The 13707-nt window shown below is 64.0% G+C and carries 19 protein-coding genes; 18 read left to right on the top strand and 1 reads right to left on the bottom strand.

Going from position 1 to position 13707, the window contains the following annotated elements; all coding sequences use genetic code 11:
* The first annotated feature begins 52 nt into the window (after positions 1-52).
* The 17 genes from Q0K23_RS11800 to Q0K23_RS11880 all read left to right on the top strand — a co-directional run bounded on the left by Q0K23_RS11800 (position 53) and on the right by Q0K23_RS11880 (position 11208).
* Complete coding sequence (locus Q0K23_RS11800; RefSeq protein ID WP_294522477.1) at positions 53-259, top strand: cysteine-rich KTR domain-containing protein; 207 nt, start codon at positions 53-55, stop codon at positions 257-259.
* Between the two features lie 58 nt (positions 260-317).
* Positions 318-689: an HNH endonuclease gene (locus Q0K23_RS11805; RefSeq protein ID WP_294522480.1), complete on the top strand. Its 372-nt coding sequence runs from the start codon at positions 318-320 to the stop codon at positions 687-689.
* A gap of 217 nt (positions 690-906) precedes the next feature.
* Positions 907-1422: a P27 family phage terminase small subunit gene (locus Q0K23_RS11810; RefSeq protein WP_294522482.1), complete on the top strand. Its 516-nt coding sequence runs from the start codon at positions 907-909 to the stop codon at positions 1420-1422.
* Positions 1412-3220 (top strand): terminase large subunit, encoded by a 1809-nt coding sequence (locus tag Q0K23_RS11815; protein WP_294522486.1) that lies wholly within the window; start codon positions 1412-1414, stop codon positions 3218-3220. Before Q0K23_RS11810 ends, Q0K23_RS11815 begins: the two co-directional genes overlap by 11 nt.
* A 1-nt stretch (position 3221) precedes the next feature.
* Positions 3222-3440: a hypothetical protein gene (locus Q0K23_RS11820; RefSeq protein WP_294522489.1), complete on the top strand. Its 219-nt coding sequence runs from the start codon at positions 3222-3224 to the stop codon at positions 3438-3440.
* A complete protein-coding gene (locus tag Q0K23_RS11825; protein WP_294522492.1) occupies positions 3437-4660 on the top strand; it encodes a phage portal protein in 1224 nt (407 codons plus the stop codon). The genes Q0K23_RS11820 and Q0K23_RS11825 overlap by 4 nt, the downstream gene beginning before the upstream one ends.
* Positions 4653-5357: an ATP-dependent Clp protease proteolytic subunit gene (locus Q0K23_RS11830; protein WP_294522494.1), complete on the top strand. Its 705-nt coding sequence runs from the start codon at positions 4653-4655 to the stop codon at positions 5355-5357. The genes Q0K23_RS11825 and Q0K23_RS11830 overlap by 8 nt, the downstream gene beginning before the upstream one ends.
* Positions 5358-5380: 23 nt before the next feature.
* Positions 5381-6673, top strand: coding sequence for a phage major capsid protein (locus Q0K23_RS11835; RefSeq protein WP_294522497.1), 1293 nt, complete (start codon positions 5381-5383; stop codon positions 6671-6673).
* A 9-nt stretch (positions 6674-6682) separates the two neighbouring features.
* On the top strand, positions 6683-7093 hold the full coding sequence (locus Q0K23_RS11840; protein ID WP_294522501.1) for a hypothetical protein: 411 nt from the start codon (positions 6683-6685) through the stop codon (positions 7091-7093).
* Between the two features lies 1 nt (position 7094).
* Positions 7095-7427 carry a phage gp6-like head-tail connector protein gene (locus Q0K23_RS11845; protein WP_294522503.1) on the top strand — a complete coding sequence of 111 codons (333 nt, stop codon included), beginning with the start codon at positions 7095-7097 and terminating at the stop codon, positions 7425-7427.
* A gap of 45 nt (positions 7428-7472) precedes the next feature.
* Positions 7473-8039 carry a hypothetical protein gene (locus Q0K23_RS11850; protein ID WP_294522506.1) on the top strand — a complete coding sequence of 189 codons (567 nt, stop codon included), beginning with the start codon at positions 7473-7475 and terminating at the stop codon, positions 8037-8039.
* On the top strand, positions 8039-8614 hold the full coding sequence (locus tag Q0K23_RS11855; RefSeq protein WP_294522509.1) for a hypothetical protein: 576 nt from the start codon (positions 8039-8041) through the stop codon (positions 8612-8614). Before Q0K23_RS11850 ends, Q0K23_RS11855 begins: the two co-directional genes overlap by 1 nt.
* On the top strand, positions 8614-9096 hold the full coding sequence (locus tag Q0K23_RS11860; RefSeq protein ID WP_294522512.1) for a DUF6838 family protein: 483 nt from the start codon (positions 8614-8616) through the stop codon (positions 9094-9096). Before Q0K23_RS11855 ends, Q0K23_RS11860 begins: the two co-directional genes overlap by 1 nt.
* A gap of 5 nt (positions 9097-9101) precedes the next feature.
* Positions 9102-10199 (top strand): phage tail sheath subtilisin-like domain-containing protein, encoded by a 1098-nt coding sequence (locus tag Q0K23_RS11865; RefSeq protein WP_294522515.1) that lies wholly within the window; start codon positions 9102-9104, stop codon positions 10197-10199.
* A 12-nt stretch (positions 10200-10211) separates the two neighbouring features.
* On the top strand, positions 10212-10652 hold the full coding sequence (locus Q0K23_RS11870; protein ID WP_294522518.1) for a phage tail tube protein: 441 nt from the start codon (positions 10212-10214) through the stop codon (positions 10650-10652).
* A gap of 11 nt (positions 10653-10663) precedes the next feature.
* Positions 10664-11056 carry a hypothetical protein gene (locus Q0K23_RS11875; protein ID WP_294522519.1) on the top strand — a complete coding sequence of 131 codons (393 nt, stop codon included), beginning with the start codon at positions 10664-10666 and terminating at the stop codon, positions 11054-11056.
* A gap of 20 nt (positions 11057-11076) precedes the next feature.
* On the top strand, positions 11077-11208 hold the full coding sequence (locus tag Q0K23_RS11880; protein WP_294522522.1) for a hypothetical protein: 132 nt from the start codon (positions 11077-11079) through the stop codon (positions 11206-11208).
* Between the two features lie 51 nt (positions 11209-11259).
* Here the strand turns inward: Q0K23_RS11880 and Q0K23_RS11885 are convergent, their stop codons facing one another.
* Entirely contained in the window at positions 11260-11649 is a 390-nt protein-coding gene (locus tag Q0K23_RS11885; RefSeq protein WP_294522524.1) for a hypothetical protein, read from the bottom strand.
* A gap of 73 nt (positions 11650-11722) precedes the next feature.
* On the opposite strand from Q0K23_RS11885, the gene Q0K23_RS11890 reads away from it, so the two are divergent.
* On the top strand, positions 11723-13707 hold a 1985-nt coding region (locus Q0K23_RS11890), incomplete at its 3' end, for a tape measure protein (RefSeq protein ID WP_294522527.1).

Here is a 13707-nt window from a genome sequence, read left to right on the forward strand (position 1 = left end):
TTATTCGGTCTGGAAACCAGGTGTAACAAGTGTAAGAGGGGGTAGAAACTGCATGGAAAAGTTGAAAGAATCCCGCGGGTGTGGTAAACTTATCGTGAGGGACGGATGGCTGATCTGTCCCGGCTGCCACAAGCGCGTGCTCCGTGTGGAGCCGAACACGGCAGCGCAAAACTTAATCGTCTACTGCCGCAACTGCAAACGCACGGTGACGGTAGACATCGACAGAGGCCAGTGCTTTGAGAGCCAGAGCCCGACATGATCCCAGAATGGGATGCGGTCGGGCGCTGGCTTTTTGTTTTGCCCGGAGGTGATAGCCCGTGGCCTTAAAGCCGCTCCGGCCCTGCCGCCATCCCGGATGCCGGGAACTGACCAGGGACGGCTACTGTCCCAAGCACAAGCCAAAGCGGGCCGCCCGCCGGGCGTCGGCGGAGTGGCACGGCTGGTACAGTCTGAGCATCTGGACCGATGACCTGCGCCCGGCCCAGCTGCTGCGGGAGCCGTGGTGCCGGGAGTGCGCCAGGCGGGGCGTCCGCACCCGGGCCACGGTGGTAGACCACGTCAAGCCCCACAAAGGCGACTGGCAGATGTTCATTGACCCGGCCAACCACCAGAGCCTATGCGATCGTTGCCACAACCGCAAGACCGCCCGGGAGATGGCGGAGGAGCGCAGGGAAAACGGCAAAAACTGAGGGGCTGCCGGAGCGCGAGGCTACGTCCGCGCCCGTGGATGCCCGCAGGCGCGCGGGTGCGCATGGCCGCTCGCGCCCGGGGCAAGCCGAAGGCTTGCGGACCCGCCCCGACCCCAAAAAAGTTTCAGGGGCGATGACAGAAGACCGCGCGGCCTCTCGATTGTGAGAAATAGTCCCCCATCAGGGTTTCGGCCCCGTGGGGCAGGAGGTGAGGAGCATGCCGACGCCGCCCAAGGCGCTGGACAACATGAACAAGAACCTGACCGACGAGGAGCGGCAGCTCCGGGAACAGGCGGAGCAGGGCGTTATCCCCGACCGGGGCAGGGAGTCCCGGATGGAACGGCCCGCCCTCATGACCAGAAACGCCGCCGCCGGGCGGTACTGGAAGAAGGTCCTGGAGCGTATGGACGGCCTGGTCATCCTGGACGACCTGGACAGCGATGCCCTGGGCGTCTACTGCGTGATGCTGGCCCGGTACGAGACCCAGTGCAAGGTGCTGGCCCAGGCTATCCGAAAGCTGAAGGACGCCAAGGACGACCCGGAGGCGGTGGCCGACGCGGTGTCCAAGCTGGACGCCGTGAGCGGCAAGATGCAGTCCCTGGAGCGGAACATCCTCCAGTACGCGGAGAAGCTGGGGCTCACCCCCTCCGGCCGGGTGCGGCTGGCCCAGAAGCGGGCCCAGGCCGCAGCTGAGGCCAGAGCGGACCCGGCCAGTGACCTCTATGGCGACTAGATGGCAGTCCGGCCTGCACCACCCCGTCAGCGTCTACGCCAAGCAGGTGACCCAGGGGCGGCTGCGTGAACAGTGCTGCAAGTATGAGATCCTGGCCTGCCAGCGTCACCTGGACGACCTGAAACGCCAGGGGACGGAGGATTTCCCCTACGTGTTCGACACCACCCGGGCGGACCGGATTATCCGCTGGTTCGGCCAGTGCATCCAGGTGCGCGGCGTGGACGCGGGCAAGCCCATCCAGCTGGAGCCATGGCAGGTGTTTGACCTGGGCTGTACCTACGGCTGGGTCCACAAGGACACCGGCGCCAGGCGCTTCTCCCACACCTACAACAAGCGGGCCCGGGGCAACTACAAGTCCAGCGAGAAGTCCTGTCAGGGCCTGTACCACATGTGCGGCGACGCCATCTACCCACCCTACCACCCGGAGCTGGCCCGGTTCGAGCAGGAGCCCGAGGTGGAGTGCGCCGCCGTGGACCGGAGCCAGGCCATGCGAGTGCTGGGTGACGCCAAGAAGATCGCCAGGGCCAGCCCCAACATTGCCAAGCGGCTGGTGGTGCCCCGGTCCAACCCCATTGTCCACCGGACCCGGGGCGGGTACATGCGGGCCCTGTCCAAGGACACCAAGAACAAGGACTCGGGCGCGCCCACCTACTTCATCGTGGACGAGTACCACGCCCACCCCAATTCGGAGATCTACGACCTGGGCACCAACTCCTTCGGCAAGCGGGAGCAGTCCCTGCTGGACGTGATCACCACCGCCGGCGACGACGCGGGCAGCAAGCCCTGCTACGAGGAGGAGCTGTACGCCAAGCGGGTGCTGGAGGACCCCACGGTGACCGACGAGAGCTATTTCGTCATGATCCGGGAGCTGGACGAGGGGGACAACCCCCACGACGAGGCGGCATGGGCCAAGCCCAACCCCTGCCTGCGGTACCCCAGCCGGTACAGTGAGATCCTGCTCAAGCAGATCCGGGACGAGCACAACGCGGCTTACGCCTCCAACGACCCCAACAAGATCCGCAAGTTCCTCACCCGGCGGATGTGCCTGTGGCAGGTGGGCAGCGTCAACCGCTACCTGGACGAGAACTGTATGGCCAAGGCCAGGGCGGCCATGGTGCCGCCGGCGGACTTCGCCACCCTCACCGATGGGCTGGCCTGCAACTGCGGCTTCGACCTGGGCAAGCGCATCGACCTGAGCGGCGCGGCGGCGGTGTTCGACCTGCCGGACGGGCGCATCGCCATTAAAATGCACGGCTTCATGCCGGAGAACGGCGCCGACCGCCACGAGAAGACCGACCGGGTGCCCTACAAGTTCTGGGCCCAGGGCGGCTACTGCACCCTCACCCCCGGCGACGTCACCGACAACAGCTATGTGTACAACTGGATTTGTGCCGGCGAGCGGGACCATGGCTGGCAGGTGGAGGAGGTGGACTACGACGGCCACAACGCCACCGACCTGGCCATCCGCATGAACGAGGACCGGAACCGGGAGGACTTCTGCGTGGAGGTGGCCCAGACCTGTGCCGGGCAGAACCTGGCGGTCAAGACCTTCCGGGAGCTGCTGCTCCAGGACCGGGTGGTCATGGAGGAGAGCCCGCTGGCCCTCTGGTGCCTCCAGAACGCCATTGAGATCCAGAACAACTACGGGGATATCAAGCTCTCCAAGCGGCACAAGGACGACACCGAGCGCATCGACCCCGTGGCGGCGGCCATGAACGCGCTGGCCCGGGTGCTGGTGAAGCGGACGCCGGGGAGCAATATCAACGAGCACATTCAGTCCAGTGATTGGAGTCTGTGAGATGAAAGAGAAAACGTGCGGGCCTCTTTGGAAGGCCGTCAAAGCAGCGGCCAGGTGGTTTGCCCTGTACCTGGACGACCTGCTGCTGATTGCGTCCGGCATCTGCCTGGTGACGGCGGCCCATGAGGCCTTTGGCCGGGCGGCCGGGTTTGCGGCTGCCGGCGTGTGCCTGGCGGTCTACGCCTTTATCATCGCCAGGTCGAGAGGAGGGAGAGGATGATTTTCGGGAAGGCCATGCAGGCGCCCAGGGCCTCCGTGGCGGAACAGGTCCTCGGGTGGGACGATGTGCAGGCATGGTTCAAACGGGTATTCACCGCCGGAGAGCTGATGAAGAGCAGCCAGGGCAACGCGGAGCATCTGTCCCCCGTGGCGGCGGCCCACCGCATCCTGACCAACTCCTTCGGCCTGATCCCCTTCGGCGCGTACAGGAAGGACGGAGACGCCCGGGTCCCCTATGACGACGAGCAGCTCCGCATGGTGCTGAAGGTGCGGCCCAACGACTGCATGTCCCCGTTCATGCTGCGCAAGGTGCTGATGTCCAACGCATTCTGGCACGGTTTCGGCGCGGTGTGGAACCGGCGCGACGGCGCCGGGCGCGTCGTGCAGCGCCTGCCGCTGCCCACCGAGTGCTGCTCCATCCTCAAGGACAGCGAGAGCGGGCAGTACTGGTATCAGTACAGCGTGGACGGCGTGGTGAAAAAGTTCTCCAACTATGAGCTGTCGTTTCTGTTCTTTGAGACCTATGACGGGATTCACGGCCGGGGCTTCCTGCACCTGGCCCGGGAAGCCATCGCGGTTGACGCCATGGCCCAGCGGTACGGCAAGAAGTTCTACCAGAATGGGGCGCGGCTCTCCGGCATCGTGGAGATTGACACCGACGCCAGCAAGGAGACCAGGGACAAGGTAAAGGCAGAGTTCCAGTCCTATGCGTCGGACGACGCCTTTGCAGTGGCTGTCCTGGACCATAACATGAAGTACACGCCCCTGGGCCTCAACCAGAGGGACAGCCAGTTTATCGAGAGCCGGGAGTTTGCCGTGGAGGAGGTGGCCCGGTTTTCCGGGGTGCCCAAGCACATGCTCCAGACCGGAAAGGAGAGCTACAACAGCAACGCCCAGCAGCGGCTCAACTATGTGACCGACGTGCTCCTGCCCTATGTGGTGCAGTGCGAGAACGAGGACTCCTGGAAGCTCCCCACGCCCGCACAGAGGCGGGACGGGGTCTATGTCCACGGGACGGTGGAGGCGCTGCTGCGGGCCGACCCCAACACCAGGGCCGACTTCTATGTGAAGCTCATTGAGCACTCGGTGATGAACCCGGACGAGTGCCGGGCCAGAGAGGAGCTCAACCCTGTTCCGGGCGGACTGGGGAAGCAGTTCCTTGTGACCAAGAATCTGGGCTCTCTGGAGTCCGTACTGAGAGGAGAGGATGCAAATGCCTGATATCGCACTGCGCGGCGAGCTGTGGGACAACGACTCCGCCGACGTGCTCCGCTGGTGGGGCTTCCGGGACATCACCGCCCCCATGGACATCCAAGCGGCGCTGGATGCCGCCGGCGGGGAGGATGTGACGGTGCTCATCAATTCCCCCGGCGGGGACATGACGGTGGGCACGGAGATTCGCTCCATGCTCCGCCGCTACCCCGGAAACACCACCGCCCTCTTCCAGGGCTACGGGGCCAGCGCGGCCACCCTGGCCGCCACCGGCTGCAAGACCATCCAGAGCGAACCGGGGGCCCTGCTGTGCTACCATAACCCCAGCGGCACGGCGGAGGGGGATTACCGCGACATGCGCCGCTCCGCCGAGGCCCTGCGCAACGCCCGGGACTGCGTGCTGGAGGTATACGCCGCCCACAGCAGCGCCAAAAGCCGGGATGAGCTGATGGCCCTGATGGACAAGAACATCTGGATCAGCCCCAGCCAGGCCCTGGACTACGGCCTGATTGACGAGATTGTGGGCCTGCCCGGCGGAGAGGAGGACCCCGCCGCCTTTGTGGCGGCAGCGGGGAGCCGCATCCGGCTGACGGCCAGCATGCGCCGGAGGTACCAGGACCATCTGGCGGACAGCCGCCGGGAGGGCGAGGTCAGGGAAAAGGCAAAGCGTGCCCTTGCAAAGCTGCGGGCACTTGCAAATTTTTGACGGTTGACGAAAGGAGAAAATCAATGGACTTCATGGAGAAGATCACCGCGCTGCGGGAGCAGAAGGGCCAGCTGCTCAATAGGGCCCAGACCCTGGCCGACGAGGGCAATTATGCCGAGGTGGACAAGATCACCGAGCAGATGGAGGGAATCAACAATCAGATTTCCAGCCTGGAGAAGCTGGCCAGGCAGAGTCGGGAGAGCGCCGAGCCCGTCTATGACGGCGTCCTGCACAGCGGCCCCAAGACCGCCAGGGAGGACAGGGGCAGAGAGGACAAGCCCTTTGCCTCCATCGGCGAGCAGCTGACGGCCATCTACAAATTCCGCAAGAACCATGTGGAGGACAAACGGCTCCAGCAGGTGAACAACGCGGTCCTGGGCTCCAATGAGAGCATGGGCGCGGACGGCGGCTTTGCCATCCAGACCGACTTTGCCGGCGCTATCCTGGAGAGCGCGGTCCAGGCCAGCCCCCTGCTCAACCGGCTGGACCGGTATACCTGCTCCAGCGCGGCCAACTCCATGCGCTGGATCAGCGCCGACGAGACCGACGTGAGCAAGTCCGTATTCGGCGGCGTGCAGATGTACTGGGCCGCTGAGGGGGCCACCGTGGCGGCCAGCAAGCCCCAGTTCCGGGAGATGAAGCTGGACCTGGAGAAGATGATGGGCTTCCTCTACTGCACCGATGAGATGCTCCAGGACGCCGCGTTCATGACCGGCTTTGCCTCCACCGGCTTCTCCCTGGCCGCCGACCGCCTGCTGACCGAGGCGGTGATCGCCGGCGACGGCGTTGGCAAGCCCCTCGGCCTCATCAACTCCGGCGCCCTTGTCACGGTGGCCAAGGAGCAGTCCCAGGCCAACTATACCTTCGTGGGCAACAACGCGGTGAAGATGCAGGCCAGCGCCATGCCCCGCAACCGGGAGCGGCTGGTGTGGCTGATGCACCCCGACGTGGAGGAGCAGCTGCCCCTGCTGGCCATCCAGAGCGGCGACGAGTCCAAGTTCCTCTGGAACCCCGAGGGCGGCCTGGGCGCCTTTGACACCCAGCGGGTCCTCAACAAACCCGTCCTCTTTGAGGACAGCTGCTCCGCCCTGGGCAGCAAGGGCGACATCCTGCTGGTGGACCCCTTCCAGTACATCCTGCTGACCAAGGGCGCCGCCAAGCAGGACTGGTCCATCCATGTGGAGTTCCTCACCGACCAGAACTGCTTCCGCATGGTGTTCCGCTGCAACGGCACGCCCAAGGTGAGCAAGCCCCTGACCATCAAGAACAGCACCAAGCCCCGCAGCCCCTTTGTGGCGCTGGCGAACAGAAAGTGAGGAGAGAGTATGAACCGTATCAGTGAAGCACTGGCGTTCCAGAATGTCTTTGCGCCCCAGTCTGTGGCCGCCACCACCGACAAGACCACCGCCTATGTGGACGCATCCGGCGCGAGAGAGGTGGCGTTCCTGCTCTCCACTGCGGCGCTGGGGGCCAATAAGAGCCTGACCGTCACCCTCCTGGCCTCTGATGACAGCGGCGGAAGCGATGCCCAGGAGATTGGGACCGCCAAATTCACCGACAAGGAGGGCACCGACCCCAGGGTGGCGGTGGTGGCCTGCAAGACCAGCGCCGCGCATGGCCGTTATGTTGCGGTCAAGTTTCAGCATGACGGGGACGCGGAGGTGGTCTGCGGCGTGACGGCGGCCTCCGACGGACTGTATCTGCCGGCCGGAAACGGCTGGGTGCTGGCGGTCTGATATGGCCCTGACAGAGGAGCGCCGGGCGGCGCTGCTGGCCTACTGCAAGCTCACCGAGCTCGCTGACGACCCGGAGGTGGCGGCCGTCATCCCTGTGCTGTATGACGCGGCGGTGGGCTATATGGACGGCGCGGGGGTATCCCCGCCCGCCACCGGTACGGCCCGGGCCGCCCAGTACGACCTGGTGGTCAACGCCATGGTGCTGGACGCCTGGGACCGCCGGGACATGACCGAGACCTCCGGACAGGTCACGGAGAACCCGGCCTTCCGCCGAGTGCTCAATCAGCTGAAGCTGACGGAGGGCATGGTGTCCGATTCGGACACCGGAGGATAAAAACCGCCCCGGCCATGAGCCGGGGCGGACTGAGAGAGGAGAAGCATGGAGCGGTACATTGACGCCGGCAGCCTGGACCAGCGCCTGGAGCTGCTGGAGCTGAAGGAGACTGCGGAGAACACCTGGGAGTGGGTGAGCGCCGGGCGGCTGTGGGCCGCCGTGACGCTGGACGGCGGCCGGAACCTGTTCTCCACGGTGGGCATCGGGGCCAGGAACGCCAAGCTGGTGCTCCGCAGGCGGCCCCTCACCCTCCACCAGGCCCTGCGGTGGAAGGGGCAGCACCTGTATCTCACCAGCGTCACCCAGCGGGACAGGACCCATCTGGACGTCCAGGCCGCCCTGGTGACAGTGGACACCGTAACGCTGCGGGCGGACGGGACGGTCGCCGGAATGACCTTCCCCGGCGTACTGACGGAGAAGTACGCCCGCCACGGCCAGGAGTGGCCCATGTCGGTCAATGAGCTGGGGCTGGTGCTGGTGACCCCCAAGACGGTGAAACTGCGTCCCGGCTGCCTGGTGGAAGCCAGGGGGAGCGCCTGGGAGGTGCTGGTCCCCCATGAGCTGGACGAGTTCAAAAACGAGTATGAGATTGGAAAGCGGGCTGATCTGTAATGAGCGGACGGGTACGATTTGAGAGGAAGCGGCTGGATCAGTTTCTGAGGTTTTGGGAGCCGCTGTTTGAGAAGGTCCCGGAGGCCAGACGGGCGGCGGTGGAGGCCATGGGCGAGACCGTGAAGCAGGAGCTGGACGCCCAGATCAGAGCGGCGGATCTTGAGGAGGACGCCAAGGGGACCGTGATCTCCTGGCAGGAGGTTCGCCTGGGCAGCGGCGGAGGATATGTGGCGGTGAGCCCCGTGAAGGGGAAATCAGCCCAGTCCAGAGACCGGACAAAGCGGGGTGAAGAGCTTCGGCAGCACACCTATCGCGGCGCAGCTGTTACATCCCACCAGATCACAAAGTGGCTGGAGAAGGGGCACGGCGCCCGGCAGGCTGACCCCACAAAGGCCTATGCCTGGAGCCGTTCCCGCTGGAACAGAGACCACACCGCGCCGATCAACGACCGGACCGGGAAGCAGTACGTCCAGGGCCGCATGTTCTACAGCTGGGCCAGCCTCAAGGCCCGGGACATCGCCCTCAGAGCGGCCAGCAGGGTGCTGGAGCGGATTGGAGACGAGGTGGACTACTGATGGAGAGCAGCGCCGTTATGAGCCGTGTGAAGGCCATGCTGGAGGAGACCTTCCGGGAGCCGGTCTATGTGGACCGGCTCCCCAAGGACTTTCAGCGGCCCTCCTTCGCCGTGGAGCTGCAAAAGACAGAGTATCAGGACATGAACCTGGTGCTGGTGCGCAAGACGGCCACCATCCTCATCACCTGCTTCGTGGAGGTGGACTCCTACTACGACAGCAGCAGGGAGGAGCTGAACCGCCGCCAGGACACGGTCATGGGCCTGTTTGCCCGTGGGTGCCTGGACGTGGAGGACCGCCATCCCGCCGCCATGGCCGCCCGGGGACAGGGAAGCCCGGATTTCTGCGAGGTGACCCTGACGGTGACCTGGAGCGACGACCGCCCGGGCTACACGGACCCGGAGGAGACCGCGCCCCTGATGGAGCGGTACGAAGTCATCAAAGAGATCTCCGCCGGTATTCCCGGCAATCAAAATGAGAGGTGAATGACATGGCAGCAACCATCGGGCTGCCCACGCTGAAGATCGCCTTTGAGAAGGCGGCTGAGCAGGTGGCCAACCGGAGCAAGAAGGGCTATGTGGCCCTGTTCGTGCGGGACGCCCAGGAGAACGGCGTCCACGCCCTCAGCAGCGAGGCCCTGATCCCCTCCAAGCTGGGGGAGGCAAACAAGGAATATGTCAGACAGTGCTTTACCGGCAGCGACCGGGGCGGCCCCAGTCTGGTGTATCTGGTGGTCATCGCCACCGGCACCGACGACACCACCGCCCTGGAGGCCGGACTGAAGAGCATCGAGCAGTACTCCATCGACTACCTGGCCGGCCCCCCTGACGTGACCGACCAGGAGCTGGCCAAGCTGGTGGAGTGGGTCAAGGCCCAGCGGGCCATGTACCGCACCGTGAAGCTGGTGAAGCCCTGGAAAGCGGCGGGCAGCGACGACATGGGCATCATCGAGCTGGACGAGAGCGGTATGACCGACAAGGACGGCGCCGTGACTGCCGCCGAGTACTGCGGCCGCATCGCCGGCATCCTGGCGGGCATCCCCATGGGCATGAGCTGCACCTACGCCGCCCTGCCTGAGCTCACCGCCGTCACGGCCCGCACCACCGAGGAGCAGACTGAGGCCATCAACAACGGCAAGCTCATCCTCATCCACGACGGCATCCAGGCCAAAATCGCCCGGGGCGTCAACTCCCTCACCACCATCCCGGCCACCGGGAAGGCGGACTGGAGCAAAATCAAGATTGTGGAGGGCATGGACCTCATCACCTACTTCCTGCGCACTACCATCGAGAACAGCTGGATGGGCCGGTACCCCAACACCTACGACAACAAGCAGCTGCTGGTGACCGCCATCTACAACTACTTCCTGGAGCTGGAGCAGGCGGGTGTCCTGTCCGCCGGCGAGAGCTTCGTGGAGGTGGACTACAACCGGCAGCTCCAGTATCTCCAGAGCCAGGGCGTGGAAACCTCCACCCTGACCGAGCAGCAGGTGCTGGAGTACCAGACCGGCAGCTATGTGTTCCTCAAGTGCGGCGGCCGCCTGGTGGACGCCATGGAGGACTTTGAGGTCCTATTCAACAACCTGTAAGGAGGAGAGAGCATGGCAAAGAACAAGTTTTCCGCCAAGCGGATTCCCAACGGCACCTACGGCGCGGTGTGGCTGGACGCCGAGCGCCTGGCCGAGTGCTACGGCTGCCAGGGCAAGATCCAGGTCAGCAGCGACACCATCAACCTGTGCGGAGAGTTCATGGAGGCCAGCAAGCCGGTGAGCGCCAAGGGCACCGGCTCCCTGACGCTCTACAAGGTGGACTCCGGTCTCATCCAGAAGCTCCAGGGCATTCAGGACGGCCAGGTACCCGAGTTCACCGTGGTGTCCAACCTGGCCGACCCGGACAGCGCCGGCGCCGAGCGCATTGCCTACTACGGCGTGCAGTTCACCGACCTGACTCTGGCCGACTGGCAGGCCGCCACCAGCGGCAAGGTGACGGCGCCCTTTACCTTCACTGGCTTCCAGCTGCTGGACGCCATCGCGGTACAGTGAGGAGGGATAACATGAGCGAAGAGAAAACCGACATCCTGTCCCTGCTGCTGCGGCCTGAGCTGCCCAACGTCCAGGAGCAGCTGCCCACCGCCCGCTACAAGGTCAAGCGCCTGAGCGAGCTGACCGGCAGCGACGTGGTCTTTACCCTGCGGGCCCTGCCCTACGGCAAGGTCCAGCGCATCCGGGAGACCGTCGCTGGGGACGCCAATATCAGCATCCTGCTCTCCGGCTGCGCCGAGCCCGACCTGAAATCCCCCGCCCTGAAGGAGAAGTTCGGCGGCGTTACGCCGGAGGAGACGGTGAAGGCCATGCTGCTCCCCGGCGAGATTGAGGACCTGGCCCGGGCCGTGGAGCGGCTGTGCGGCTACCGCAGGCTGACCATTGAAGAAGTAAAAAACGCCTAGAGGAGGGCGGTGACCCCGAGTTGAATCTGGTGTTCTATCTGTTCACCCGCCACCACTGGACGCCGGAGATGTACTACGGCATGGGCCACGGCGGCAGAGATTTGACCTGGGGCATGGCCCTCCATGAGATGGAAGCGTCCGAACCGTCGTGAGCCGGGCGGACAGCAAAAAAGCCGCCCCCGGATGGGGGCGGCAGAAATACATTACTTGGGGGGAGAGGATGACCAGACGGCCCATACCAGCGTGCCCACAGTGAGGATACCTACCAGAGCAGCCAGTCGGCTGTCCAGAAAAGCACCGGCGGCAACAGTGGCCAGGCACATACACACCGCGCCCAGCCAGATGAGCCCTCGTGACCTGTGACACTCCTGGTGAAAGCGGGTCCGGGGAGCACCGGTATGGGAAAGCTGAATGTCCAGAGCATTTAGCTGGGCCTTCTTTTTTTCCAACTGCTGCTCCAACTCTGTGAGAAAGGCCCGCTCCGGTGCGTCATGGTCCAAATCACGAATGGGCGCCATGCGGGGGTCGGAGATGGAGGACGTCAGGGCGGCAATCCGGTCCAGCAGCAGTTCCCTCTGTTGACAAAGTGTCATAAACAGGTCCTCCTTTCCAGTTTATACCCTAATTATAGCAGAAAGAAATAGGAAGTCAACGGGAGGTGAGAGCATGGCGGATGAAGTAGGCATCGTAATGAAGCTCTACGACGAGGTGAGCCCCACCCTCAAGTCCATCACCGGAAGCTCCAAGGCCTTTGACAAGACCATGGATGACCTGGAGGAGAGCCTGAAGGCTTACGACAAGGCCCAGACCACGCTGACCGAGAAGATGTCCGGCCTGAAGAAGGAACTGGCGGAGAGCAACGTCAAGGTGAAGGAGGCCCAGCAGGCCTACAAGAAGCTGAAGGACGAGACCAGCAAGGGGGCGCTGGATGACGCCATCGACGAGCAGACCAGGCTGCGCCGGGAGATGGAGGAGACAAGGACCGTCATCGACGCCAACGCCACGGCCTACAAGAACCTCTACAAAGAGGTCACCTCGGCGGCCTCCGCTGAGAGCAGGCTGAGCAACCGGGCAGGAGACGGCGGAAGTGCGCTGATGGAAGGGCTGAAGAGTGCGGGAATTACCAAGATGCTGGGTGATTCCGCCGCGCAGCTGGCCGGGTTTGTGCTGGAGAGCGCTGTGGGCCAGCCCACTGCCACAGCGGTGGGCGGCATTTTGTCGGGGATTGCCTCCGGCGCAGCCATGGGAGCCATGACCGGCACGCCCCACGGAATTGCCATTGGAGCAGCCCTGGGCGGCCTTTCTGGCGTTGCTAACGCCATCACAACTGTGGGAAGCTCACAGGATGAGGCCTTCAAGAGTTATGTTCAGGAGGCAACGGAAGGACAGATGGAGGAGATGGCAACCTCCATTACCTCCGGCAGTTCCATTGCAGCGCAGCGGGAACTGGATGCCATCGCGTTTAATCAGCTTCTGGGAAGCGGCGTGGGCGACCGTTATCTTGAGGACCTCCGTGCTCTGGCAGCGGCCACGCCTATGGAATACAGCGACCTGACGGCCATGTCCCGGGCGCTGGCCACAGGTTTTGGAGGCGATACGGACCGGATGCTGGAATTGATGACCGGTATCGGAAACGCAGGCAGCGCTGTAGGCGTGGACGCATCCGGAATGACCGTTATGGCCCAGGCACTGAGCCGAATGCAATCCAGCGACAAGGCCAGCCTGGAGTACCTCAATATGTTCCAGGAACGGGGCGTGGACGTTATTGGAATGCTGGCCGGCAGTCTTGGGGTGACCCAGGGCGAGGTCTACGACATGATCTCAAAGGGGTCCATCTCAGGGACCCAGGCGGTCAGCATCATTCAACAGGGGCTGGAACAATATGCCGGAGCTATGAACGAGATGTCCCAAACGTTCAGCGGACTGGAGTCCACGTTGTCTGACGCTCAGGCCGAGATGGACAACGCCTACGGCGAAGGGTACAACAGAGTCAGAAAGGAAGGCTACCAAGCTGAAATTGACTGGCTTACCGGGGAAAGCGGAGCGGCCATGCAGGAGGCGTATAACGCTATCGGCGCATGGCAGGCAGAGCTGGAGAACAGCAAAGAGCAATTTATCCGGGATGCCCAGGATGCTGTGCTCAACTCGGACGCATATCAGGAGGCGATTGCCAGCGGAACGGAAGAAGGGTATGTCAAAGCCGGAGAGATGCTGGCGAAAGCGAAAATCCAGGGCATAAACGAGTATAACGCCAGCGAGGGCGCCCAGCTTATGGTGGAGTATGAGTTGTCGCTTGCGGATGGAATCCGTGAGGATACCCGAAGCAATGAGGCGTACTGGGACGCCGGATACCGGAAGGGACAGGAGTACAGCAAGGGACTTATGGCCGGTATGAACTACCATTGGGATGAGGAGGCCTATCGGGAGGCATTGGGCCTGCCCGAACCGGCTCCCAAAGTAGAGGTGGACCCGGATGCGCCCTGGTACGAGCGGGTCCAGGCAGGCTTGCAGGCGTACCAGGACCGGCTGATGGCCGGAATCAACGGCAGCCATGCCTACGGCCTGGACCGGGTGCCCCGGAACGGGCTGTACTACCTCCACCAGGACGAGCGGGTGCTCACCGCCCGTGAGGCAGGGGAGCAGAGCCGCAA

The organism is uncultured Pseudoflavonifractor sp. (assembly GCF_944387275.1).
GTDB classification, from domain to species: Bacteria; Bacillota; Clostridia; order Oscillospirales; family Oscillospiraceae; genus Pseudoflavonifractor; species Pseudoflavonifractor intestinihominis.

Coding starts and splice junctions, on each gene's coding strand:
- Q0K23_RS11800 (WP_294522477.1), top strand. CDS start 53: ATGGAAAAGTTGAAAGAATCCCGCGGGTGTGGTAAACTTATCGTGAGG.
- Q0K23_RS11810 (WP_294522482.1), top strand. CDS start 907: ATGCCGACGCCGCCCAAGGCGCTGGACAACATGAACAAGAACCTGACC.
- Q0K23_RS11815 (WP_294522486.1), top strand. CDS start 1,412: ATGGCGACTAGATGGCAGTCCGGCCTGCACCACCCCGTCAGCGTCTAC.
- Q0K23_RS11820 (WP_294522489.1), top strand. CDS start 3,222: ATGAAAGAGAAAACGTGCGGGCCTCTTTGGAAGGCCGTCAAAGCAGCG.
- Q0K23_RS11825 (WP_294522492.1), top strand. CDS start 3,437: ATGATTTTCGGGAAGGCCATGCAGGCGCCCAGGGCCTCCGTGGCGGAA.
- Q0K23_RS11830 (WP_294522494.1), top strand. CDS start 4,653: ATGCCTGATATCGCACTGCGCGGCGAGCTGTGGGACAACGACTCCGCC.
- Q0K23_RS11835 (WP_294522497.1), top strand. CDS start 5,381: ATGGACTTCATGGAGAAGATCACCGCGCTGCGGGAGCAGAAGGGCCAG.
- Q0K23_RS11840 (WP_294522501.1), top strand. CDS start 6,683: ATGAACCGTATCAGTGAAGCACTGGCGTTCCAGAATGTCTTTGCGCCC.
- Q0K23_RS11845 (WP_294522503.1), top strand. CDS start 7,095: ATGGCCCTGACAGAGGAGCGCCGGGCGGCGCTGCTGGCCTACTGCAAG.
- Q0K23_RS11850 (WP_294522506.1), top strand. CDS start 7,473: ATGGAGCGGTACATTGACGCCGGCAGCCTGGACCAGCGCCTGGAGCTG.
- Q0K23_RS11855 (WP_294522509.1), top strand. CDS start 8,039: ATGAGCGGACGGGTACGATTTGAGAGGAAGCGGCTGGATCAGTTTCTG.
- Q0K23_RS11860 (WP_294522512.1), top strand. CDS start 8,614: ATGGAGAGCAGCGCCGTTATGAGCCGTGTGAAGGCCATGCTGGAGGAG.
- Q0K23_RS11865 (WP_294522515.1), top strand. CDS start 9,102: ATGGCAGCAACCATCGGGCTGCCCACGCTGAAGATCGCCTTTGAGAAG.
- Q0K23_RS11870 (WP_294522518.1), top strand. CDS start 10,212: ATGGCAAAGAACAAGTTTTCCGCCAAGCGGATTCCCAACGGCACCTAC.
- Q0K23_RS11875 (WP_294522519.1), top strand. CDS start 10,664: ATGAGCGAAGAGAAAACCGACATCCTGTCCCTGCTGCTGCGGCCTGAG.
- Q0K23_RS11885 (WP_294522524.1), bottom strand. CDS start 11,649: ATGACACTTTGTCAACAGAGGGAACTGCTGCTGGACCGGATTGCCGCC.